20 protein-coding genes and 1 other RNA gene are annotated in these 23,003 nt (G+C 59.8%); 8 read left to right on the top strand and 13 right to left on the bottom strand.

The genetic code is table 11. The features are described 5' to 3' along the window. Positions 1 to 56 precede the first annotated feature (56 nt). The 9 genes from AB4Z52_RS03435 to AB4Z52_RS03395 form a co-directional block, all read right to left on the bottom strand. Positions 57 to 1,811, bottom strand: coding sequence for a peptidoglycan D,D-transpeptidase FtsI family protein (locus AB4Z52_RS03435; protein ID WP_442216478.1), 1,755 nt, complete (start codon positions 1,809 to 1,811; stop codon positions 57 to 59). Beyond that, on the bottom strand, positions 1,811 to 2,329 hold the full coding sequence (gene ftsL / locus AB4Z52_RS03430) for a cell division protein FtsL (RefSeq protein WP_442216477.1): 519 nt from the start codon (positions 2,327 to 2,329) through the stop codon (positions 1,811 to 1,813). The genes AB4Z52_RS03435 and ftsL overlap by 1 nt, the downstream gene beginning before the upstream one ends. A 1-nt stretch (position 2,330) precedes the next feature. Further along, a complete protein-coding gene (gene rsmH / locus AB4Z52_RS03425; RefSeq protein ID WP_442216476.1) occupies positions 2,331 to 3,356 on the bottom strand; it encodes a 16S rRNA (cytosine(1402)-N(4))-methyltransferase RsmH in 1,026 nt (341 codons plus the stop codon). A gap of 14 nt (positions 3,357 to 3,370) precedes the next feature. Next, on the bottom strand, positions 3,371 to 3,811 hold the full coding sequence (gene mraZ, locus AB4Z52_RS03420) for a division/cell wall cluster transcriptional repressor MraZ (protein ID WP_442216475.1): 441 nt from the start codon (positions 3,809 to 3,811) through the stop codon (positions 3,371 to 3,373). 429 nt (positions 3,812 to 4,240) lie between these two features. Then, positions 4,241 to 4,641, bottom strand: an RNA gene (rnpB, locus tag AB4Z52_RS03415) — RNase P RNA component class A. 66 nt (positions 4,642 to 4,707) lie between these two features. Next, positions 4,708 to 5,901, bottom strand: a complete 1,194-nt coding sequence (locus AB4Z52_RS03410; protein ID WP_442216474.1) for an NAD(P)/FAD-dependent oxidoreductase — start codon at positions 5,899 to 5,901, stop codon at positions 4,708 to 4,710. A 102-nt stretch (positions 5,902 to 6,003) separates the two neighbouring features. After that, on the bottom strand, positions 6,004 to 6,639 hold the full coding sequence (locus AB4Z52_RS03405; RefSeq protein WP_442216473.1) for a lytic transglycosylase domain-containing protein: 636 nt from the start codon (positions 6,637 to 6,639) through the stop codon (positions 6,004 to 6,006). A gap of 276 nt (positions 6,640 to 6,915) precedes the next feature. Continuing rightward, a complete protein-coding gene (locus AB4Z52_RS03400) occupies positions 6,916 to 7,677 on the bottom strand; it encodes an N-acetylmuramoyl-L-alanine amidase (protein ID WP_442216472.1) in 762 nt (253 codons plus the stop codon). Then, positions 7,674 to 8,381, bottom strand: a complete 708-nt coding sequence (locus AB4Z52_RS03395) for a TerB family tellurite resistance protein (RefSeq protein ID WP_442216471.1) — start codon at positions 8,379 to 8,381, stop codon at positions 7,674 to 7,676. The genes AB4Z52_RS03400 and AB4Z52_RS03395 overlap by 4 nt, the downstream gene beginning before the upstream one ends. A gap of 349 nt (positions 8,382 to 8,730) precedes the next feature. Between AB4Z52_RS03395 and AB4Z52_RS03390 the strand changes: the two genes are divergently transcribed. The 3 genes from AB4Z52_RS03390 (at position 8,731) to AB4Z52_RS03380 (ending at position 11,930) form a co-directional block, all read left to right on the top strand. After that, on the top strand, positions 8,731 to 9,942 hold the full coding sequence (locus AB4Z52_RS03390) for a pyrophosphate--fructose-6-phosphate 1-phosphotransferase (protein WP_442216470.1): 1,212 nt from the start codon (positions 8,731 to 8,733) through the stop codon (positions 9,940 to 9,942). A gap of 54 nt (positions 9,943 to 9,996) precedes the next feature. Beyond that, the gene (locus AB4Z52_RS03385; RefSeq protein WP_442216469.1) at positions 9,997 to 10,632 is read left to right on the top strand and encodes a LysE family translocator; all 636 of its coding nucleotides are present in this window, start codon (positions 9,997 to 9,999) and stop codon (positions 10,630 to 10,632) included. 113 nt (positions 10,633 to 10,745) lie between these two features. After that, positions 10,746 to 11,930, top strand: a complete 1,185-nt coding sequence (locus AB4Z52_RS03380; protein ID WP_442216468.1) for a transglycosylase SLT domain-containing protein — start codon at positions 10,746 to 10,748, stop codon at positions 11,928 to 11,930. 8 nt (positions 11,931 to 11,938) lie between these two features. On the opposite strand, the gene AB4Z52_RS03375 is transcribed toward AB4Z52_RS03380, so the two are convergent. Next, entirely contained in the window at positions 11,939 to 13,318 is a 1,380-nt protein-coding gene (locus tag AB4Z52_RS03375; RefSeq protein ID WP_442216467.1) for a serine hydrolase domain-containing protein, read from the bottom strand. A gap of 184 nt (positions 13,319 to 13,502) precedes the next feature. On the opposite strand from AB4Z52_RS03375, the gene AB4Z52_RS03370 reads away from it, so the two are divergent. The 5 genes from AB4Z52_RS03370 (at position 13,503) to AB4Z52_RS03350 (ending at position 18,742) form a co-directional block, all read left to right on the top strand. Next, complete coding sequence (locus AB4Z52_RS03370; protein WP_442216466.1) at positions 13,503 to 14,750, top strand: DUF3419 family protein; 1,248 nt, start codon at positions 13,503 to 13,505, stop codon at positions 14,748 to 14,750. A 50-nt stretch (positions 14,751 to 14,800) separates the two neighbouring features. Then, on the top strand, positions 14,801 to 15,421 hold the full coding sequence (locus AB4Z52_RS03365) for a class I SAM-dependent methyltransferase (protein ID WP_442216655.1): 621 nt from the start codon (positions 14,801 to 14,803) through the stop codon (positions 15,419 to 15,421). Positions 15,422 to 15,561: 140 nt separating this feature from the next. Then, the gene (locus AB4Z52_RS03360) at positions 15,562 to 16,356 is read left to right on the top strand and encodes a glycoside hydrolase family 25 protein (RefSeq protein WP_442216465.1); all 795 of its coding nucleotides are present in this window, start codon (positions 15,562 to 15,564) and stop codon (positions 16,354 to 16,356) included. 78 nt (positions 16,357 to 16,434) lie between these two features. After that, positions 16,435 to 17,661 (top strand): lytic murein transglycosylase, encoded by a 1,227-nt coding sequence (locus AB4Z52_RS03355; protein ID WP_442216464.1) that lies wholly within the window; start codon positions 16,435 to 16,437, stop codon positions 17,659 to 17,661. 160 nt (positions 17,662 to 17,821) lie between these two features. Then, positions 17,822 to 18,742, top strand: coding sequence for a DMT family transporter (locus tag AB4Z52_RS03350; protein WP_442216463.1), 921 nt, complete (start codon positions 17,822 to 17,824; stop codon positions 18,740 to 18,742). A gap of 426 nt (positions 18,743 to 19,168) precedes the next feature. On the opposite strand, the gene metF is transcribed toward AB4Z52_RS03350, so the two are convergent. The 3 genes from metF to ettA all read right to left on the bottom strand — a co-directional run bounded on the left by metF (position 19,169) and on the right by ettA (position 22,890). Then, positions 19,169 to 20,074, bottom strand: a complete 906-nt coding sequence (metF, locus tag AB4Z52_RS03345) for a methylenetetrahydrofolate reductase [NAD(P)H] (protein ID WP_442216462.1) — start codon at positions 20,072 to 20,074, stop codon at positions 19,169 to 19,171. A 1-nt stretch (position 20,075) separates the two neighbouring features. Continuing rightward, positions 20,076 to 21,101 carry an ArsR/SmtB family transcription factor gene (locus AB4Z52_RS03340; RefSeq protein ID WP_442216461.1) on the bottom strand — a complete coding sequence of 342 codons (1,026 nt, stop codon included), beginning with the start codon at positions 21,099 to 21,101 and terminating at the stop codon, positions 20,076 to 20,078. 139 nt (positions 21,102 to 21,240) lie between these two features. Beyond that, positions 21,241 to 22,890, bottom strand: a complete 1,650-nt coding sequence (ettA, locus tag AB4Z52_RS03335; protein ID WP_442216460.1) for an energy-dependent translational throttle protein EttA — start codon at positions 22,888 to 22,890, stop codon at positions 21,241 to 21,243. Between the last annotated feature and the right edge of the window lie 113 nt (positions 22,891 to 23,003).

Below are 23,003 nucleotides of genomic sequence, written 5' to 3'. Positions count from 1 at the left end.
CTGCTTCTCTTTCAGGCCTGAATCCCAACGAATCGGCCGTTTCATTTCATTTGCGCCTAATAAGACACCAGCATTGCGGAGCTATCTTGTCCGAATTTCGGTTGTACACCGAGAATTGGTGCAGCCCTTGCGATGATGTCGCGTGCGATAGGCCCTGCAGTACCGGCCGAGATCGTGTTGCCATACTTGGCCTCACCGGACTTTGGTTCGTCGCAGAAGGTCATGACCACATATTGCGGATTGTCGATCGGAAAGGCCGCCACGAACGAGTTGAAGTTCAGCGTTTTGGAATAGCGCCCGTTGACGACCTTGTCGGCGGTACCCGTCTTGCTGCCAACGTCAAAACCGGGGACGCGGGCAACGCGACCGGACCCCTTGGAGCCGTTGAAATCGAGCAGGAACCTGATGTCGTCGCTCGTGCTTTTCTTCAGGACAACCTTGGCGACTTCGTCGGCCTGTTCGCGTGTCCGCGGCAGGAAAGTCGGCTCGATCAGCTTGCCGCCATTGACGAGCGCTGCCGCCGCAACCGCCGTCTGCAGCGGCGTGGTCGAGACGCCGTGGCCGAAGGAGATGGTAATAGAGTTGATCTTCTTCCAGACGCGCGGCTGCGAAGGCATCTTCACTTCCGGCAGCTCGGTCTGCGTCTTCGTCAGAAGGCCGACGCGTGTCAGGAAGTCCTTCTGCGCATCGATGCCGACGAGGTCGACGATCTTGGCCGTACCAATATTCGACGAATACTGGAAGATCTCCGGCACCGTCAGAACACGGCCCTGACCGTGGAAGTCGTGGATGGTAAAGCCGCCGATGTGCAGCGGCGCACTGGCATCGAAGGCGTCGCGCAAGGTGATCTTGCCGCTGTCGAGCGCCATGGCCATGGTAAAGGTCTTGAAGGTCGAGCCCATCTCGAACGTGCCGTTCGACATGCGGTTCAGCCAGCCCTCGGCGGCGCTGGCATTCGGATTGTTCGGATCAAAATCCGGTGCCGACGCCATGGCGATCACTTCGCCGGTATGAATATCAAGCACGACCGCACCGCCGCCCTTGGCCCCGAAGTTGGTGACAGCATTCGTGACTGAATCGCGGACGATTGCCTGGACGCGCAGGTCGATGGAGAGCTTGACCGGTTCCAGCGGCTGGTTGCTGGTCATGCCGACGGCGGCAAGATCGGCAAGCCCCTGGTCATCGATGTATTTTTCCATGCCGACAACGCCTCGGTTGTCGATGTTGACGTAGCCGAGGATATGCGAAGCGGTCGCGCCACCTGGATAGAACCGACGCTTTTCAGGCCGGAAGCCGATGCCGGGAATGCCAAGCGCCAGGATCTGGCTCTGCTGCTTCGGTGTCAATTGCCGGCGCAACCACTGGAAATGCGATTTGGAGGAAAGCTTGCGATAGATACTCTTCGGCTCGAGATCGGGCAGCACCGTGGACAGCTTCTCCGCGGCATCGTCCGCATCGACGATCTTGTTCGGCTCGGCAAACAGCGAGACAGTGCGGATATCGGTTGCAAGAAGCGCGCCGTTGCGGTCGACGATGTCGGGTCGCGAGGCCATCAGCCGGTCCGGCGGCAATATGCTCGACGTCGTGTCCGGCATTGCAACGCCATATTCGACGAGGCGTGCACCGATGACGCAATAGACGGTGGTAAAACTCACGATCAACAGCACGACGCGGCTTTTGGCCTGCCCCGACTTGCGCTTGCGCGTACCCTCGAAAATAGCGGCGCTATAGGGATCGGTCGGCCGGTTGTTGGCGCCGGCGGAGAAATGCGCTTTGCTTTTCAAAACCATGATGCGAGAGAGAAAAGACATCAGCGCTTCACCGATCCCGTTTTGACTTCGTCTATCTGCGGCTTGCCGTGCTTCAGCGGCAATGCCTTGGCGACCGGTTTCGGAGCCGGCTTGGAGGCAACGTCGGCGATGACCTTCCTGATATCGGCATCGGTGCTGGCGCCCTTCGACAGGGTGGGGCCGGACGACTTGCCGCCCTTGGCGTCCTTGCCATCCGCGGCATCGGCGACGATAGGTGCTTCCGGAAGCTGCGAACGCAGCATCGGCAATTCGTTCGGCTGCACCATCGCGGTCGAGAGCGTCGGCGCCAGCTTCAGCTCGCCGTTGAAGTTATTGACCAGGCGCTCGAGGCGGTTCGGCTGGATGACGAGCGCCCAGTCGGCTTTCAGAAGCTCGATCGTATCCTTTTCCAGCTTTATCTCGGATTCCAGCCGATGCACCTCTTCGAGCTTCAGCTCGGCGCGATGCTTGATCGTATAGGTCACGGCCGCAGCGGCGGTCATGATGCAAATCAGGATGACGTCAAAGGTCTTCAGCATCTCAACCCCCGAGCTTTCCAAGTGTGGCAAGGCTGGGCAATTCGAAGATCGAGAGATCGGCGGCCTCAGCCGGTGCGTGCGTGCGGACCGCGGCGCGCAGCTTGGCCGAACGGGCTCGCGGGTTGAGTTCCGCTTCCTCGTCGCTCGCCGAAACCATCGACTTGCCGATGGCATCGAATGTAGCCGCGCGTTCATGCACGATCGGCAGATGCCGCGAGCCAGTGGCGCGACCGGAGCGATCGGCGAAGAACTTCTTGACGATGCGGTCTTCGAGCGAATGGAAGGTGACGACGACAAGCCGCCCGCCGGGCTTCAGGGCCCGCTCAGCCGCAAACAACGCCGCGGCCAGTTCGCCGAGCTCGTCATTGACGAAGATGCGCAGCGCCTGGAAGACACGCGTGGCCGGATGAATCTTGTCCTTGGCCTTGCGCGGCGTCACGGTCTCGATCAATCCAGCCAGATCGCGCGTGGTCACGAACAGTTGTTCGGCGCGACGCTTTTCGATGGCATGAGCGATGCGGGGCGCCTGCTTTTCCTCGCCGAGAAAAACGAATATTCGGATCAGGTCGGCAAGCTTGGCGCGATTGACGACGTCGGCGGCAGAAACGCCGCTTGCCGACATCCGCATGTCGAGCGGACCGTTCTTTTGGAAAGAAAATCCGCGCTCCGCCTCGTCGATCTGCATCGACGAAACACCGATATCAAGGACGATGCCGTCAAGACCGCCTTCCGGCGCATGCTCGGCAAGTTGCGAAAACTGAGATTGAATGAGCGTGAGGTGGTCGCCGTGCTTTTCGACCAGCGCCTGACCAGCCGCAATTGCAGTCGGGTCGCGGTCGAGCGCGATCACGTCTGCGCCCTTGTCAAGGATTGCCAAGGTGTAGCCGCCTGCACCGAAGGTGCCGTCCAGGATCATCTTGCCGGGCGTCGGCGCCAGCGCTTCGAGCACTTCAGATAGAAGAACCGGAATGTGGCGAACCGGTCCGCCATCGGCATCAGTTGAACCTCCGCCAGGATTCGCCACCATTCCGTTCCCTCGTATTAGTCGGAGCGCTTGCCCGCCAGCCGGCGCTCCTGTCTTGCGGTCGCCTGCAAGGCCTGAAAGGCCTCCGGCTCCCAAAGCTGAAAATGGTCCGCCCGACCCACAAAAGTCACCTCGCTGGTGATCCCGGTGAAATCCCGGATGAAATCCGTGACCATCAACCGCCCTTCGGCGTCGAGCTTCATGAAGACCCCGCCCCCATGAATCAGGAGCGACATCTGATTGGCAGCCGTCGAAAACGGATCCTCGGCTGCGATCTGGCGCTCGAACCGATCGAGCAGATCCGGACCGCCGACGCTGATCGCAGGAAACACGAAGTCCTGGAAGCAATATAACTCCTGGACCTTGCGCTCCGCCAACACCGAACGAAATGCCGAGGGCACGGAAACCCGCCCCTTGGCATCGATCCTGTTGGTCGCGTTCGACAGGAAGCGGCTCATTACGCGAAACACCCGTTTCCAATGGCAAGCGGACGACCATCCGCCCGCCAATACCGCAAAAATCGGACACAACTTCGCAAGCCGAGGGAACGAAAGTCCCCCTGGCGCCCTCCTTACGAGGGTAGCCGTAGCTTTGCGGTGAACGGGCACCGAATTGCCCTTGTGCAGTACGACTTTGGGATAGCATGGGACCATATGGGCGTCAATGGGATGCTACGAAAACGGGACTATCGCAGCTTAAATATTCATAAGCTGTTAAGTTTAACGAAAGGTTATGATCACCGCCGGCAAGCCGTTCGAAACGAGGGTGTTCATGGCGATTTTGAGCGGGCGAATTGTTGGCTTGAGAGTAGGCGAAAATATTATATTTTCAGTGACTTATAGATAATAACTCCAAACGCCCGCGCTGCGGCGCGCAAGGAAAAGGCGAATACCAGTTGGCCTGTAAGCCGGGTTCTGTAAGGCTCCGGCCGAAACCGGAACGTGGCAGCCATTCATCTGGGACGACACTTGCGCGCCGCCTCATGCAACCCACCCGGATGACCGGCCCGGAAACGGGCTGGAGCGCTTGCGCGCGCCGCGTCATCCCTATTCGGTTTTGCTCCCGGTGGGGTTTACCATGCCGTCGCTGTCACCAGAGACGCGGTGGGCTCTTACCCCACCCTTTCACCCTTACCCGCTCCCGAGGGAACGGGCGGTTTACTTTCTGTGGCACTTTCCCTGAGGTCGCCCTCGCCGGACGTTATCCGGCACCGTGTTTCCGTGGAGCCCGGACTTTCCTCACCCCACTGCCTTTCGACATTGTGAAGCGCGGCTGCCCGGCCAACTGGTAGGCGCTCATTAACGGAGACCGCAGGCGAATGCCACCGAAATGTGTCTCACTGGGGCATATGCGATCACTTGAGGAAATGCCCTGAGAAATCCGTGGTGTAGCCACCGTCCTTGATTCGGCCTTCGAGGATCAACTCGGCGCCGAGCCTGCCGATTTCATCGGAGCTTTTCGCCGCCGTGCCGCAGCCGCCGGTCAGGACGGCAATGCGCGGCGACGCCGTGTAGCTGATCATCGGATAATCGGTCGGAGGATAGGATGTAACGCAGGAACTGCTCGTGACCGAGATCGGGTCGAGATCGGGCACCAGCCTGCGGATAATTCCGGTGAGATGGTCGCGCACCGTCTCCCGCCCGTCTGTGCGAAACCAGGCACGCAGCTCGCTATCGCGCTCCAGCCCCAGATCGTCGGGATCGCCACCGATCTTCAGGTAGTACCGCCCATCGGGGTAACGGATCGGTGGCAGCAGGTAAATGCTGTCAATATCGTCGACGCCCTTGGTGATCAGCGACGGCATAGTCGAAAGCGCCCTGGCGTCTCCGGCGCTGACCTCGAAGAACGCGACCGTCCGCCCGCAAACCTTCATGTCGACAGGCGTTGCCAACAGGCCCCCTGCAATCGAGAATCCACCGGCTGCCATCAGCACTTTTTCACCGCGATAGCGGTTGCCTTCGCTGGTCGTGACCACCGCGAGACCGCCCTCGTCTCGGATGGAGGTTACGGTTTCCTTGATGACGGCGGCTCCCGCCTGCTCGGCAAGAAAGGACTGTGCCTGCACCAGCCTGCGCGGGCTGATATGTCCGGCGCCATGCGGCTCGTGAACGCCCTCGCTGCCCTCGACGAAGGAGAAGAATGGAAAGCGGGACTTCAGGCCATCATCGTCAAGAATGTCCTTTTTGACATGTAGCCGCGAGGCCGCGGCGACAACGTGTTCAATGTAGCTGTCGACACCGCCACGCTTTGGTCCGACGACGAGGCAGCCGACTTCCGAGTAGAATTGAATGCCGCTGTCGTGCTCGATCTCCTCGTAGCGGGCGATGGAGCGATTGGCGAGCAAGGCCCAGTTGGTATCGGGATCGATGGTCCGGGTGATCCGGCCCTCGTCGTAGTGGCTGGCAAAGACGCCGTCATGATGCTTGCGATCTTCCGGCTCGTCAGGCCCGATCACCGCGATGCCATCGGTCTGGCATGCCAGATGGCGGGCAGCCGCTGCCCCCATCATCCCACGCCCGACCACGATGAACCTGAAATCCCCAGCCATGCCCGATCCTCGCAAATTACCTGCAATGGATAACACGGCGTCAGGTTGATTCAATGCATGAGGAGCAGGCAAAAATGATTCTGCTCCAATGGCTTGGCGGCTTTAGTCGAGAAGCGCCAGTACCTTACCGCAATAGCGCTGCGAGACCGGGTTCATGCGGGTGGCACCGTGGCCGGCATTGTATTTGAGGATGGTGTTGCAGGTTGGACCGCCGCCCAGCTGCTGGGCCATGGCGAGATATTTCATGCCGATACGGATATTGGTGTCGGGATCGTAGAGCCCTTTGGTCGAGCCCGAATAGCCCATCAGCCGTGCGGTGGCGGGCTTCACCTGCATGAGGCCGATCTCGCCGGCACTGCCGCGCATTCTGGGATTGAAGTTGCTCTCGATCTGGACGACGGCAGTCGCCAGTTCGACAGGAACGCCATTCTGGTTGGCATATTTGGCGATCGTATCCGCATAGGGATTGGCTTTGAGGACCGATGCGCCTGGAGTTGCGACGGCGGCGGCAACCGCAGCTGCGGCCTGCGGTGTGGCGTAACCGGTGCTGCGCGTGACGGCCTTCAACGAAACGGTTTCGACCTTTACCCTATGGGCCCGATGGACCGGATGAACCCTGTGGACTTGGTGAACCTTGTGGACCGGGCGGACCTTGTGGTTTTGGCCGGCGAATGCGCAATCATATCCCATCAGCAACATGCTCGCGCATGCTGCAGCCACAACAATCAAATTTTTCATTTAGTCTTTTGTCTCCGAGCGCGGGATCGCAGGACGGCGCACGTTACCGTCGGTCCGGACCTGACAGCGAATGGTCAGGGGTGCCGCAACGATCCCCGTTGTTTGATTTTCGACCGCACACAGACAAACAAACAGGGCGCGTGCGGCCGCCGTTCAGTGGCGCCGTTAGACCATCGCAATGAGGAATTAATAGGGAAATGATGTGGCAGTGCAGGGTGTTAGCAATTATCCAGGCTTTATGGGAGTTCTGCGCGCAAAAAAGCGAACCAACTGACGCTAGGCAAAGTTGGGTAGCGAACGAAGCAATCGGTGCAGCGTGTCGATGGTCGAGAAATCGGCTATCCCGTCTACCCGTTCCTGGCGGAAATGCCGTTGGAAGGCTTCGACGTCGCCTTCCATCTGCGCCGTGAATTCACCATTGACCTCAGTACCGTAGCCATAGAGTGACAACATCGATTGCAGTGCCTCGATCGGCTGGCCGGCATCACCCTTTTGGAAGTAGCGACCGCCGGCAATAGGCGTCGGTTCGACCCAGTGCCCGACCCCTGCCGCATGCAGCCGCGCCCAGGGGAAGCGCTCGCCCGGATCGACCTTGCGGATAGGCGCTATATCGGAGTGACCAAGCACCCTTTCAGGCCGAATTGCCCAACGATGGCCGCAATCGCGACACAGTTCGATCACCGCTGCAATCTGTTCGTTCGGGAATTGAGGCAGTCCGCCAGGGTGGCCGGCATTGGCGATCTCGATGCCGATCGACTGCGAATTGACATCGCCCTGCTTGTGCCAGCTGCCCTTGCCGGCATGCCAGGCGCGACGTTCCTCCGGCACCAGTTGGATCACTGTGCCGTCCTCATGGATGAAATAGTGGCTGGAAACCTGACTTTCTTCTCGACAGAGCCAATCGAGCGCGCCGACAGCGGTGCCCATGCCGGTATAGTGCAGGAGAATAATATCCGGCTTGCAGCCGTCCGCGCGCTCCCCGTGGTTCGGCGAGGGCTGCACCAGGGCACGGCGGTAATCTGCCGCAAACCCGGTCATGCGGCGCGGCGTTCTTTCTCGATCTCTTCGTAGGCGGCGTTCAGCACCGCCATCCGCTCGTTGGCGATGGCGTGGAATTCCTTCGGCACGCCGCGGGAAACAAGGCGATCGGGGTGGTTCTCATGAACCAGCCCATGATAGCGGCGGCGGATCGTCGGAAAGTCGTCGCTCGGCGAAACGCCGAGAACCTTGTAGGGATCGCGACCATTGCCGGAGACATGGCGCGCCATGATCTGTTCGAAGCGCTCCTGGCTCATCTGGAAAATCTCGGCAACGTGGGCCAGGAATGCGATTTCCTTCTCGTGGATCAGACCGTCGGCCTTGGCGATATGGAAAAGGCCATCGAGCACATCTTCGAGAACCGGGCAATTCTTGGAGCACGTGACGCAGAGCGATGAAAGTCGCTCGGCATAGGCCTCGTAGCCGGCAACGTCCTGGCGCGCCAGGTTATAAAGCCGGGCGACATTCTTTGCCTGGTCTTCTGGAAATTCGAAAATCTCGCGGAAGGCGTTGACCTCTTTGTCCGTCACCACGCCGTCAGCCTTGGCCATCTTTGCAGACAGCGCAATGATGGCGACCGAGAAGGCAACCCTGCGGCGCGTTTCCGGGTCACCCTCAAACAGGGTGCGGATAGCCTCAACGACCCCCGACAGGGCATTGCCCGCGATATCGACGGCGTTCAGCAGCTTTTCCCAAAACGACATGATGGTCTCGATCACTCTCCAGAATGAGAAACACGTTGATCAAATAATGGTTGCGAAAGCAAGCTGTCCATTGGTCGCAGTCCTGAAAACACCTTTCACAATTCGGTAATGATCGACCCGATATTTGCGACCCATCGCGTTGGCTTCTCGCCCCATGACCCAAATGAATTGGCCAATTTGCCACCCTTCCCAAACCGGCGGATTGGCGCTGCTGGTCGCCTTCGCCGTCTGGCTTGGACGCAAAGCGTGTCTTTCGTAAATTCTTTACTTTACAGCCTCATTTCCCTGTCGCATCCATTTTGACAGCAACCATGGGATCGACACAACGGGTCCCTGCAAGGAGGAAATGATGGCCAAGCAGAAAGTCGCAATGCTCACCGCCGGCGGGCTCGCCCCCTGTCTTTCCTCAGCCGTCGGCGGCCTCATCCAGCGTTATACCGATGTTGCCCCGGACATCGAGATGATCGCCTATCGCTCGGGATATCAGGGTGTTCTTCTCGCCGATCGCATCGAAATCACGGCCTCGATGCGGGAACGGGCGCACCTGTTGCACCGCTACGGCGGCTCACCGATCGGCAACAGCCGCGTCAAGCTCACCAACGCCGCCGACCTCGTCAAGCGCGGCATGGTCAAGGAGGGCGAAAACCCGCTGCGAGTCGCCGCCGAACGGCTGGCCTCGGACGGCATCACCATCCTCCATACTATCGGCGGAGACGATACCAACACGACGGCTGCCGACCTTGCAGCCTATCTTGGCGCCAATGGCTATGACCTGACGGTCGTCGGCCTGCCGAAGACCGTCGACAATGACGTGGTGCCGATCCGCCAGTCGCTCGGCGCCTGGACGGCAGCAGAAGTCGGCGCGGCCTTCTTCGACAATGTCAGCAACGAGCAGACGGCAGCCCCGCGCTCACTGGTCATCCACGAAGTCATGGGACGCCATTCCGGCTGGCTGACCGCCGCAACCGCCCGCGCCTATATACAGAAGACCAGCAGGAACGAGTATGTCGAAGGCTTTATGACCAACGAAGAGATGAAGTCGATCGACGGTCTCTATCTTCCGGAAATGGAATTCGACATTGAGGCCGAAGCGCAGCGATTGAAGAAGATCATGGACAAGACGGGCCATGTCACCCTGTTCGTTTCCGAAGGCGCTTGTGTCGATGCCATCGTCGCCGAGCGCGAGGCAGCCGGCGAAACCATCAAGCGCGACGCCTTCGGCCATGTGAAGCTCGACACCATCAATGTCGGCAACTGGTTTCAGAAGCAGTTCGCCTCGCTGCTCGATGCCGAGCGCTCCATGGTGCAGAAGTCGGGCTATTACGCCCGCTCGGCTCCCGCCAACGGCGAAGACCTCAGGCTGATCCAGGGCATGGTCGATCTTGCCGTCGAAAGTGCGCTCAACAAGGTATCGGGCGTGACCGGCCACGATGAAGGCCAGGGCGGCAAGCTGCGCACCATCGAATTTCCACGAATCAAGGGCGGCAAGCACTTCGAGCTGTCGACGAAATGGTTCGGCGAGGTCATGGATCACATCGGGCAAAAATACAAGGAAGCCTGATTGACAGCTTTTCAGAGCGATGGCTTGCTGCGGCGAATAGTAGAGGAGGATTCCATGTCAATTGAAACCTGGCTCGCCTTCGCCGCAGCATCGGCGATCATGCTGGCTATCCCCGGCCCCACCATTCTGCTGGTGATTTCCTATGCGCTGGGCCATGGCCGCAGGACGGCGCTGGCAACCGTCACCGGCGTCACGCTCGGCGATTTCACCGCGATGACCGCCTCGCTTGCCGGCCTCGGCGCCCTGCTCGCCACCTCCGCGACCCTGTTTACGATTCTGAAACTTATCGGTGCCGGTTACCTGATGTTTCTTGGCATTAAGCTGTGGCGGGCGCCTGTTATCACGGGCCCAATGGGCGATAATGACAATCTTCCAGAAGAAAAACCGCTGAAGATTTTGGCACACGCCTATGTTGTGACGGCGCTGAACCCGAAGAGCATCATCTTCTTCATCGCCTTCGTTCCTCAATTCCTTGATCTTAACCAGCCGTTCTTTCCGCAGACGCTTATTTTAGAGGCAACCTTCCTCTGTCTGGCGGCGCTGAACGCGCTTTGCTATGTGCTTTTGGCCGACATGGCGCGAGGCTTTATTCGCAAGGCAAGCGTGCAAAAGATGGTCAACCGGACCGGGGGAACTTTGCTGATCGCGGCCGGTGCAGTGACCGCCGGATACCGTCGGATGGCTGCCTGAGCGTCAACCACGCTTGCGGCACCATCCCGAATAGGTTAATTGGGATTCATAAATTTATTTCTCCTGTGACGGATTTGCATCGCAGGTAGGGCGCAATCTTCGAAAGCGACAGCATGGTAACGAATGGATTTTCCAGCCTTAAGCGCAGCGTTGCCTACTCGGCAATTCTGTGCGGCGCGCTGGCCGGATGCGCAAGCACCGACCAGCATACGTCTAAGGCAGAACTTTCTCCGGCGCAGACCAACGTGCCGCATCCGGCGACCACAGGGGCTCCAGCCGGCGTTGCTTCGACTTCTGGCGTTGCGACTACAACGGCGATCGCAAGCGTTGGTTCCACCGCCAACGACGCATCGCTTCAAAAATCAGGCCGTATCCAGACGGCGATAAACCAGAGCCCGCACGGCAGCGCGCCGGTCGAGACGACGCAGACTGCTAAGATCGAATCCAGCCAGATCAACGCTGCCCAGGATCGCATGGCCCAGACGCCCGTCCAGCCGGCGGCGCAGTCAAGCCAGGCCCAAGTGGCCTTTGCCGCCGTCACCGGCGCGCAGACGACGAATACCTCGGCATCTGCAGCCTACGCCTCGCCCGACCAGCCACCCATCCCGACCATGGTCGCTATCCCGACGCCCAACCCGGCCCGTCCGGGAGACATGGCGCTCCAAGCCGTTGCTGGTCCAACCGTCGATGCGGCCTATGCCCCGATCCCGCTGACGCCGGAAATGGTGGCAATCCAGTCAGTGATACCGATCCCGCGCCCCGGCGAGGCGTCGGGGATGGAGGCGACAATGGTAGCCTCCGCAACCCCGCCCGCCCAGCTTGCCGCCCTCTCCTATGCCGACAGCCGTCCTCATTACGATTTCAATTTCGATACAACCGGCCCCGTCGTGATCCCCGCTGTTCTGAGCGAACGGGAAGACAGCAGGGTTCCCCCGGAAGAGAAGAGCTACATCACCCAGCTCATACAGAAATACGCCAAGCTCTATCAGGTCCCGGAAGCGCTCATCCATCGCGTCGTCCACCGCGAAAGCCGCTACGACCCCAAGGCTTATAACAATGCCGGCTATTTCGGCCTGATGCAGATCAAGTACAACACTGCAAAATCCATGGGCTACGGCGGCCCCGCCTCCGGCCTGTTCGATGCCGAGACCAACATCAAATATGCCGCCAAATATCTAAGCGGCGCATGGAAGGTTGCCGACAATAAACAGGATGACGCCGTGCGGCTTTACGCCCGCGGCTACTACTATGATGCCAAGAACAAAGGCATGATGGACATTGCCACCGGCAACTATTAGCCCTTCGCCTATGTGTTCGCCGGTGTCACGGCGTCCAGGATCTTTTTCAGCAATATCTGCGGCCGGTAGCCGAGAACACCGGGCGTCAGACCGAGCCTGACGACCACGAGGTTGGCCGAAGGCACGATGGCGATGCTCTGTCCGTCATGGCCGAGCATCCAGAACGTATCGTCCGGCAGGCCGAATTGCTTGCTCGATCCTCCCGGCACCGAGAGCCACGCCTGAACCTGCGTGTAGGCTCCATCCGACGCGGCGGTGCCGGTGCGCATCGCGCCGACGAAGCCTTCCGGCAGCAGGCGCTGTCCCTTCCAGACACCATCCTGCAGCAGGAACTGCCCGAAGCGCGCCCAGTCGCGCGCCGTGGCGTAGAGATAGGATCCTCCGACGAATGTTCCCTGCTCGTCTGCCTCCAGGACCGCGCTCGACATGCCAAGCGGCGAGAACAGCGCGTCGCGAGGATAGGCCAGCGCCGCGTTCTGGTCCGCAAACCGGTTCATCCAGATTCTCGACAGCAGCAAGGCCGTGCCCGTCGAATAATAGAACCGCTTGCCTGCAGGCTGTATCTGCGCAGCACTTTGGGGCAGCGCCACCATGTCCGGATTGAGAAAGAGCATGCGCGTCACATCCGTCACGGCTCCATAGTCCTCGTTAAAGACGAGACCGCTCTCCATCGCCAGCAGGTCCCGCAACCTTATTCGGCTGCGCCGGTCTCCATGCCATTTCGCCAGCAGATCCTTGTCATCAAACGACATGCGGCCTGCAAGCATCAGGCGACCGATGATCGACGCATTCACCGTCTTCGTCATCGACCAGCCGATCAGCGGCTTTGTGGCGTCAAAGCCGTCGGCATATTTTTCCGCGACGACGCGCCCGTCCTTGACGACCAGGATCGCCCGCATTCCCGGGCCGCCAAGTGACGGTTTCGCGATAACCTGCGAAACCTCGCTTTTGACGTCAATGTCGACGCGCCCACCATCCGGCCACAGCCCGTCACCGTTCGCAGGATCGCCCACCTTCATCGTCGGCAGGCTTGCAGCAGCCTCGAAGTTGCCATCGGGAACGCTGGCGCAGCCAAGCGCCCCGCGATAGAGCGCATAGTTCGGCGCGAACAGGCCGAGAATACGCGCACTGACGACGCCCGCAGTACGGTCGACGGAAATCCGGACGAGTTTCAGGGCGGGATTGCCCGGGGCCTGCACGTCCTCCGCAAGCACAGCGTCCGGGCCGCGGCCTGCGATGAAGACGTTGGAGCAGACGATCTTGGCGGCATAGCCATCGCCGACCCGCAACAGATCAGGCGGAAAAAAGGAGAGCCAGACGATACAACCGATTGCGGCAAGCAGCACGAGAGCCACGATACCCTGAACTACCCTCAACGCAAATCGCATGCACCGTCCTCCGATGCGCAGACACAATCAGGAAAACAACGATTGCGAAAGAGCAACCATGATCAAAAACGGGGATCGACCTCTGAGGCTTCCTAGGTGACGGGATACCAACAGGAAACGTCATCAGTCTGTAGCATTGGCGGGTTACACGCCCAGAACCTTAAAAAAGGGGTGACAGACTCACATGACGGAATTTGCACCGGACGCCGGCTTCGGCAAGAACCGAAAGCTCAAGGACGCTCTTCTCCAGCACAAGGCGCTTTCGAAGGCCGGCTTGTCCGAGCGGCTCTTCGGCCTGTTGTTCTCTGGCCTGGTCTATCCACAAATCTGGGAAGACCCCGATGTGGATATGGAGGCGATGGAGCTTAAGGCACATCACCGTGTCGTCACGATCGGCTCCGGCGGCTGCAACATGCTCGCCTACCTGTCGCAGAGCCCCGCCTCCATCGACGTTGTCGATCTCAACCCACATCACGTGGCGCTGAACCGGCTGAAGCTTGCCGCATTCCGGCTGATGCCCGGGCATGCCGACCTCGTCCGCTTCTTTGCGACGCCGCGGCTGAACATCAACAGTCACGCCTTCGACCGCTTCATATCTCCGGGCCTCGATGCAGCGACGGCAGCCTATTGGAATGGCCGCGACATGCTCGGCCGCCGCCGCATCACGGTGTTCAATCGCAATATCTATGAAACCGGCCTGCTCGGCCGTTTTATCGGCGCCGCGCACCTTCTCGCCCGCCTTCATGGCGTCAAGCTCGCAAAGATCACCGAAGCCCGAACCCTTCGCGAACAGCGGCAGTTCTTTGACGACCAGATCGCGCCGATATTCGACCGCCCGATGGTTCGCTGGCTTCTCGGCCGCAAGAGCTCGCTGTTTGGCCTCGGCATTCCGCCGCAGCAATATGACGAACTTGCAAGTCTCGCCAGCGGTGGGTCGATCTCTTCCGTCCTCAGGCACCGACTGGAAAAGCTCGCCTGTCATTTTCCGATGAGCGAGAACTATTTCGCATGGCAGGCCTTCGCGCGCCGTTATGCCGGCCGCAGCGAAGGGCCGCTGCCGACCTACCTGAGGCCAGAACATTATTCGGCGATTCGCAACAATGCCGAACGGGCGACCGTTCATCACGCCAGCTTTACCGAGCTGCTTGCCACCAAGCAGGCAGCCTCCATGGACCGTTATATCCTGCTCGATGCGCAGGATTGGATGAACGACACACAGTTGAACGAGCTCTGGGCGGAAATCAGCCGCACAGCACGCGAAGGTGCGCGCGTCATCTTCCGCACCGCTGCCGAGAAGAGCATCATCGAAGGCAGGCTGTCGCCGGCAATCCGGGCGCAGTGGACCTATTTCGAGGAGCGGTCGCAACGACTGAACGTGCTGGATCGCTCGGCGATCTACGGCGGCTTCCATATCTACGGAAAAAACGCGTGAGCCGCGCCGAGACGGATACGCCTGTGGCCGGGGAGAGCCATGCCGGCCTGATGGACGGCATGTATCGCTATCAGCGCCACATCTACGATCTTACCCGCAAATACTACCTTTTCGGCCGCGACCGGACGATCGACAACCTCGGCGTCCCGTTCGGCGGGTCGCTTCTGGAAGTCGGCTGCGGCACGGGCCGCAACCTGCTTTTCGCCCATCGGCGCTTTCCCTCGGTAAAGCTTTACGGCCTCGACATCTCGCAGGAGATGTTGTTGAGCGCGCGAAAATCCTTTCAGGACATGTCGCATATGCCGGATTTCCGCGTCGCCGATGCCACTGCCTTTCAGGCGGTGGATTTCGGCACCGACGGCTTCGATCGGATTATGATCTCCTACGCCTTGTCGATGATCCCGGATTGGCAAAGCGCCGTCGACGCGTCGCTTCGAGCGCTTGCCCCAGGTGGTGAACTCCACATTGTCGATTTCGGCCAGCAGGAACGCTTGCCGGTCTTTTTCCGTTCGATACTGAAATCCTGGCTGCGGAAATTCCACGTCACGCCCAGGGCCGATTTGCGCGCAGTGCTGGAAGAGCATGCTACGGCGCTCGGCGCACGCCTGATTTTCGAGGAAATCGGCCGCGGCTACGCCTGGCGAGCGGTTATTGTTACCCAGCAACGATAATTCGCTTGAAGATAACGCAATTTTTACGTTGATATGGTGAAAAAGAGGTTAGGGCCTCTTTTGACGGCAGCTGGGATTCACCTATCGCGGAAGCTGAAGCATTGAGGCATCGGGATTACTCGCGCCATCACGGGACGCCAATGCACCGGCTTTTGTTGTGCTTACTGCCGCTTGCCATGCTTCTGACCAGCTGCACGGCTGGCTACGATTTCATGGAAACCAAATCCATCAGGCCGAAGGCGCGGTTCCATGACACCAAGCCGCAGGATTTTGGCGCCGATCATCCGCAGTTGCACCCGATCCACGGCATCGATATCTCCAAATGGCAAGGCGATATCAACTGGGGCACGGTGAAGTCGTCGGGCGTCGCCTTCGCATTCATCAAGGCGACCGAAGGCAAGGACATCGTCGATCAGCGCTTTCTCGAATATTCGCAGGAAGCGCGGGCCGCGGGCATTCCAAGCGCGCCCTATCATTTCTACTATTTCTGCTCGTCGCCGGACGAGCAGGCTGACTGGTTCATTCGCAACGTGCCCAAGGAAGCGATGCGTCTGCCACCAGTGCTCGACGTCGAGTGGAACAGTGAATCGAAGACCTGCCGCTATCGCCCAGATGCTGCCACCGTCCGCATCCAACTGCAGCGTTTCATGGACAGGCTCGAAGCCTATTACGGCATGCGCCCGATCATTTATACTTCGGTCGACTTCCATCGCGACAATCTCGTCGGCTATTTCCAGGACTATCACTTCTGGGTTCGCTCGGTCGCCAAGCACCCGAAAGTCACCTACGCCGATCGTCGCTGGGCCTTTTGGCAGTATACGTCCACGGGCGTCATTCCTGGTATCAAGGGTCCGACCGATATCAATGTATTCGCCGGCAACGAAAAGAACTGGCACAACTGGGTAGCGGCAGTAACAAAGCAGGGAAATTCTTGAGACTGCGGCCATTTCCTCCTTGCTTCTGTCGCATAGTTCTGTGAAAGCGACCTCTTCCGTAAGCAAAGAGGATCGCGCATGACCCGTATCACCGTCCGAAACACTGCACTTGCGATTGTATTTGCCTCAGCGCTCGCCGGTGCTGCGGCCGCGCAGCAGAGCCCGGCTCCAGTTGCAGATGCGCCCAAGGTCGCTTGCGGCGGAGACCTTTCAACCTTCCTTGCCGGCGTGAAAGCGGATGCAATCGCCGCGGGCGCAACGGCAGAAAGCGTCGACAAGACCTTCGCCGGAGCGCAGCTTGACCAGAAGGTTCTCGCGCGTGACCGCGCGCAAGGCGTCTTCAAGCAGACATTCCTCGAATTTTCGCAGCGCACGGTTAGCCAGGGCCGCCTCGACATCGGCCGCCAGAAGATGAAGCAATATGCCGACGTCTTTGCCAAGGCCGAACAGGACTACGGCGTTCCGGCCGGCGTTATTACCGCCTTCTGGGCGATGGAGACCGACTTCGGCGTGGGCCAGGGCGATTTCAACACCCGTAACGCCCTTGTCACGCTTTCGCACGACTGCCGCCGCCCTGAGATTTTCCGCCCGCAACTGATCGCCTTGGTCGAATTGGTACAGCGGGGAGATGTCGATCCGGCAACGACAACTGGTGCCTGGGCTGGCGAAATCGGCCAGACGCAGATGCTGCCAAGAGCCATCATCGACTACGGCGTTGATGGCGACGGCGACGGCCACGTCAGGCTCAAGGAGAGCGCACCTGACCTCATCCTCACCACGGCAAAGTTCATAAAGGCGCTCGGCTTCACGAGCGGCCAGCCCTGGCTCCAGGAGGTCACCCTCCCCGAGACGCTGCCTTACGAGAAATCCGGCATTGGCGGCACGCTGACGGCCGGCGACTGGTTCGCCCTCGGCGTCAAACCGCGAGACGGCAATACCTCGTTCGCCAACCTCGCCTCGGCGCTAATCCTGCCGCAGGGCCGGCTGGGCCCGGCCTTCCTCACCTATCCCAATTTCAACATCTACCTCGAATGGAGCAAGTCGTTCATCTACACGACTTCGGCCGCCTATTTCGCCAACCGCTTCAGCGGCCTGCCGACCTATCTCAAGGGCACGCCTGAGAAGGGGCTTTCGGACACGGAAATGAAAGCGCTGCAGACCAAGCTGCAGGCCCGCGGCTACGACGTCGGCGACATCGACGGCATTCTCGGCTCCGGCACCCGCGTCGCCATCCAGAAGGAACAGCTTCGCCTCGGCGAGCCGGCCGACGGTTGGGCAACAGAGCAGTTGCTGAATGCCCTTTGAACGTGACCATCCCAAATGAGACGGGCGGCTTCGGCCGCCTTTTTCATTATCTCTTTCCGGACGTACCGCCGATCGTCGAAATTCTGCCTGCTGGTCTGGAAACGGGTGGCGAAGCCTGCGCGGATCGCCATGATGGCAGCATGTGTGGGAGAGCAGACCGATGAAGACGGATACCGGCATGAATGCGCTGACCTGGGGCCTCTTGCTGCTGCTGGGCCTGATTTGGGGCGGTTCGTTCTTCTTTGCCCGTATCGCCGTCCACGACGTTCCGCCGTTTACACTGGTCTTCCTGCGCCTGTCGCTGGCAGCGGTGGCGCTTCACCTCTACATGGCTGGCCGCTTCGATATCTATCGCCTGCTGCGATTGCATTGGCGGCAATTCCTGTTTCTCGGCCTCATCAACAATGCGGTGCCGCACGCCCTGATCTTTCTCGGCGAAACCGAGATCGGCGCGGGTCTTGCCTCGGTGCTCAACGCGACGACGCCAATCTGGACCGTTATCATCGCCCGCTATCTGACGGAGGATGAGAAGCCGACGGCGGCAAAACTCGTTGGTTGTCTCGTCGGGCTGGCCGGGACGATCGTTCTCGTCGGGCCTGGAATAATGGTGACAAACGGCGTGCCGTTCTGGGCACTGCTGGTGCCGATCCTTGCTGCTGTCTCCTATGGCTTCGCCGCGATCTATTCCAAGCGTTTCAAAGGCACCCCGGCGCCGATCATCGCAACGGGACAGCTCACCGGATCATCGATCATCATGCTTCCGGTCTCGCTAATCGTCGATCGGCCGTGGACAGTGGCGATGCCGCCGCTTGGATCGATCACGGCGATCGTAGCACTTGCGCTGCTTTCCACCGCTTTCGCCTATATTCTTTATTTCCGGATCATGGCCCTTGCCGGAGCGACGAATGCATCGCTGGTGACCCTCCTCGTCCCGCCCGGTGCCATTCTGCTTGGCGTCGTCTTCCTCGGCGAGCGGCTGGAGCCAACTGACATCGCCGGAATGCTGCTGATTGCCGTAGGCTTGCTTATTCTCGATGGGCGGTTGTTTGCTAGATTAAGGCCAGGCGCCAGACCGGCCTAACCTTACGTAACCCCAACCAGCTAGTGGCCAAGTCGGCGGCGGCGTTAACAATTCGCGCCAGAAATTTAACAGTTCATTAAAAATCGTGACTGTGGAGAAGGATAGTTTTATCTTTTGAAATCAAAAACTTGATGATCCTGCCTAATCCCATCGGAGAAGTGGATATCGCATCGCAGCATCGATTTTCTTTGCCAGCGACATATTTGTGACATAAGCTTTAAGGGTTAACGGAGGAGGCAGACATGGGACTGACACAATCCTTTAATGTCCTATTGATCAGTGCTGCGTTCGTATTCGTGGTGACCATGCTCTTCATCTAGAGGCACGGTTTGGCGAACTCAAAGACGGGAAATGCGACTCCTAGAAGCTAACAGTAAGTCATTCCAAGAAGCGCATGCCTTAAGGGGTATGCGTTTTTTTGTGCCTTCAAGCTGCCGCTCCGGCTGACTTCCTTTCCGTATCGCAACCAAGGCCGAGGAGTTCCAGCACCGATCCGACCAACGGCGCGCGGTTCATCGTGTAAAGGTGAAACTCGTTCAGGCCACGGCGAACAAGGTCCTCGATCTGTTCGGCCGCGACATCCGCGGCAACCTTGGCCCGCTCGATCGGGTCCTCGTCCAGCCCTTCGAAACGCGCATCCAGCCTTACCGGTATCGTGGCGCCGCACATGCCGGCGAAACGCTTCAGCTGGGTGAGGTTCTGGATCGGCATGATACCCGGAACAACGGGAATGCCGATGCCCGCGGCGCGCACGCGCTCCAGATAGGTCTCAAAAACATCATTATCGAAGAAGAACTGCGTCAGGGCCCGGTCGGCACCGTTGTCGGCCTTGCGTTTCAGCATGTCGATGTCGGCGTTCACATCACGACTTTCCGGATGTTTTTCCGGATAGGCCGAAACGGAAATCTCGAAGTCTCCAAGCGCGCGCAGCCCCAAGACCAGCTCGGCCGCATTGGCATAGCCGCCCGGCTGCGGCCGGTAGGCGCTGCCGATACCCTCGGGCGGATCGCCGCGCAACGCCACGAAATGGCCAACGCCGGCGGCACGAAATTCATCAACGACCCGGTGGGTCTCCTCCCGCGTCGCGCTGACGCAGGTCAGATGAGCGGCTGTCGCGAGCGGCGTCTGCGAGATCATCCGCCGCACCGCGGCAAGCGTCGGGACCTTGGTCGAGCCGCCGGCCCCATAGGTCACGGAGACAAACTCGGGATCCCATTTCTGCAATTCAGCGACGGTGTTCCAAAGCTGCGCCTCCATCTCTTCCGATTTCGGCGGAAAGAACTCGAACGAGATACGAATGTCGCGGCGACCGTTTTCCAAATTCGATACCATATCAGGCTCCCCCGGCATGCATGGATGAAGACTGGCGCTCCTGTCCGGCGGCCATCAGCAATCGCCGATCGCGCGCCACCCAGATCGTCACCGTCAGGTTCTGGTCATTCTGCTTTCCGGCGTGAAGGTCCTTGACCTCCTCGACCTCGAGACCGGCATTCTCCAGCCACTCGGCCATCATCTGATGGGAGAAGCCCAACCTCAGATGCGCGTGCTCGTCGCGCAGATATTCGAGCGTATGCGGCGCAAGATCGATGATCACCAGCCGGCCGGCAGGCCGCAGCATCCGCGCCGCTTCGCCGATCGCCAGTTCCGGTTGATAAAGAAAATGCAGCACCTGATGGATGGTGATGAGATCGAAATCCTGCGCGTCGAGCGGCAGATTGAAGATGTCTCCATGGCGCACGGACGCTGTGGTGATGTTCGCCTTGTCGAGATTGGCGCGCGCCACAGCCAGCATGTCGCGGCTGGCATCGACGCCGAGGCCGCGGCGATAGACGCCCGAGAGCAGCTGCAGCATGCGACCCGTCCCGGTGCCAAGATCAAGGAATGCATCGATCGGCTTTGCGCCGATGAGATCGATCAGCGCACTGTCGACATCCTCGTCGGGCACATGCAGCCGCCGGAGCTCATCCCATTCTGCGGCATTGCGGCTGAAATAGGCCTGCGCCCGCTCCGATCGAATGCGCTTCACCGCGGCGAGCCGCTCGCCGTCGCGCAGCAGGACCGGATCGTTTTCGGAAGCGTATTTCAGCAACGTCCGCACCAGCTGGACGGCCTTGCCATCATGGGTGAGCCGGAAATAGGCCCAGGCGCCCTCTTGGTAACGATCGATCAGCGACGCCTCGCCAAGTAGCTTCAGGTGCCGTGAAATACGGGGCTGCGACTGACCAAGAATTTCTGTAAGATCGGTGACGGTGAGATCGCCGGATGCAAGCAAGGCGAGCAGACGAAGCCGCGTCGGCTCACCCGCCGCCTTCAGCACGTCGACCAGGCCGTCCAGACCGAATTTCACCAAGTCCATCATATCCGCACCCAATCAAGATATAAAGATATCTTTATGTGATTTGGTTTTTGATGGCAAGCGAGAATTGCGCAATCGGTTTTGTGCCAAAGAAAAACCCCGGCGAAACCGGGGTTCTCAATCGTGCCAACTTGAAAGCCGATCAGCGCGTCAGGCGCTTGTAGGTAACGCGGCTCGGATTGAGCGCGTCGGCTCCCAGGCGTCGCACCTTGTCGACTTCGTAGTCTTCGAAGTTGCCTTCGAACCATTCCACATGGCTGTCGCCTTCGAAGGCGAGGATATGCGTCGCCAGGCGGTCGAGGAACATACGATCGTGGCTGATGATGACGGCGCAGCCCGCGAACTTTTCCAGCGCATCTTCCAGCGCCGCCAGCGTCTCGGTGTCAAGATCGTTGGTCGGCTCGTCGAGCAGGAGCACATTGCCGCCAGCCTTCAGCATCTTGGCCAGATGGACGCGGTTGCGCTGACCGCCGGACAGATTGCCGACCTTCTGCTGCTGGTCGCCGCCCTTGAAATTGAAGGCGCCGCAATAGGCGCGGCTGTTCATATCGAATTTGCCGAGCTTGATGATTTCGGCTCCGCCGGAGATTTCTTCCCAGACCGTTTTGTTGCCATCAAGTGCATCGCGGCTCTGGTCGACATAGCCGAGCTGAACGGTGTCGCCGATGCGCAAGGTGCCAGCATCCGGCTTTTCCTGGCCGGTGATCATGCGAAAGAGCGTCGTCTTGCCGGCGCCGTTCGGGCCGATGACGCCAACGATGCCGCCCGGCGGCAACTTGATCGACAAACCGTCGATCAGGAGCTGGTCACCGTAGCCCTTCGAGATGCCGTCCATCTCGATGACGACCTGACCCAGCCGCTCACTGACCGGGATGATGATCTGTGCGTCGCCCGGACGCTGCTTCTCGGCCGCATCGACCAGCTGTTCGTACGATTTGATACGGGCCTTCGACTTCGCCTGACGCGCCTTGGGGCTGGAGGCGATCCATTCCTGTTCGCGCGAGATCGCCTTCTGGCGGGAGGCGTCTTCGCGGTTTTCCTGCGCCATGCGCTTGGCCTTGGCAAGCAGGTAGGCTGAGTAATTGCCCTCATAGGGAATGCCGCGGCCGCGATCGAGCTCGAGGATCCAGCCGGTGACGTTGTCGAGGAAGTAGCGATCGTGGGTGATCATCATCACGGCGCCGGGATAGGCGCGCAGGTGTTTTTCGAGCCAGGCGATCGTTTCCGCGTCGAGATGGTTGGTCGGTTCGTCGAGCAGCAGCAGGTCGGGCTGCGACAGAAGCAGCCGGCAAAGTGCTACGCGGCGACGCTCACCGCCCGACAGGCTGGTGACATCGCTGTCACCGGGCGGGCAGCGCAACGCGTCCATCGCCATCTCGACCTGGCTTTCGAGATCCCAGAGGTTCTGGCTGTCGATGATGTCCTGAAGCTTAGAGCCCTCTTCCGCCGTTTCATCGGAATAGTTCATCATCAGTTCGTTGTAGCGCTCGAGGATGGCCGTTTTCTTCGCAACGCCAATCATGACATTCTCGAGCACCGTCTTGTCGGCATCGAGATGCGGCTCCTGCTCCAGGTAGCCGATGGTCGCGCCTTCGGCGAGCCAGGCTTCACCGGTATATTCCTTGTCGAGGCCGGCGATGATCCGCAACACCGTCGATTTACCGGCACCGTTGGGTCCGAGGATACCGATCTTGGCATCCGGGTAGAATGAAAGGTTGACGTTCTCAAGGATCTTCTTGGCGCCATAGGCCTTGTTGAGCCCTGACATGTGATAGATGAACTGACGTGCCATTGCTGCACTGCTCCTAGGCGAGAGGATTTCGGGTTTGTGCCGCTATGTAAGGTAAACAAAGCCGCCGGGCAACGCCGAAAACTCGTTATCGCCTGAAGAGCCGCCCGATGGCA

The organism is Rhizobium sp. 2YAF20, from assembly GCF_052114685.1.
In the GTDB taxonomy this organism is placed as follows: Bacteria; Pseudomonadota; Alphaproteobacteria; order Rhizobiales; family Rhizobiaceae; genus Rhizobium.
The sequence above is the reverse complement of the archived record's forward strand: the minus strand, read 5'-3'. Positions and strand labels throughout refer to the sequence as shown.